Raw genomic sequence first — 260 nt, 5'->3', positions numbered from 1 at the left:
CTTATAACTGCGATGGAGAGACGGAGAAGGCTATGCCTACCGGGCGTTGGTTGTCCCGGGGAAAGGTTGTAGGCTGAGGTGTTAGGCAAATCCGGCACCTTAAGGCTGAGAACCGAGACCACTGGTCCTTTGTGACCGGGAAGTGGTTGATGCCATGCTTCCAGGAAAATCTTCTAAGCTTCAGGTTATAAGGAACCGTACCCCAAACCGACACAGGTGGTTGGGATGAGTATTCTAAGGCGCTTGAGAGAACTCGGGTG

Annotated in this window: 1 rRNA gene; it reads left to right on the top strand. The window is 52.7% G+C overall.

The window, feature by feature from the left end:
• Positions 1-260, top strand: a 23S ribosomal RNA gene (locus MWU49_RS17675); the annotation flags it as partial.

The organism is Alcanivorax sp. S6407 (assembly GCF_023016115.1).
Lineage (GTDB): Bacteria > Pseudomonadota > Gammaproteobacteria > Pseudomonadales > Alcanivoracaceae > Alcanivorax.
This window is presented reverse-complemented; position numbering and strand designations above follow the sequence as displayed.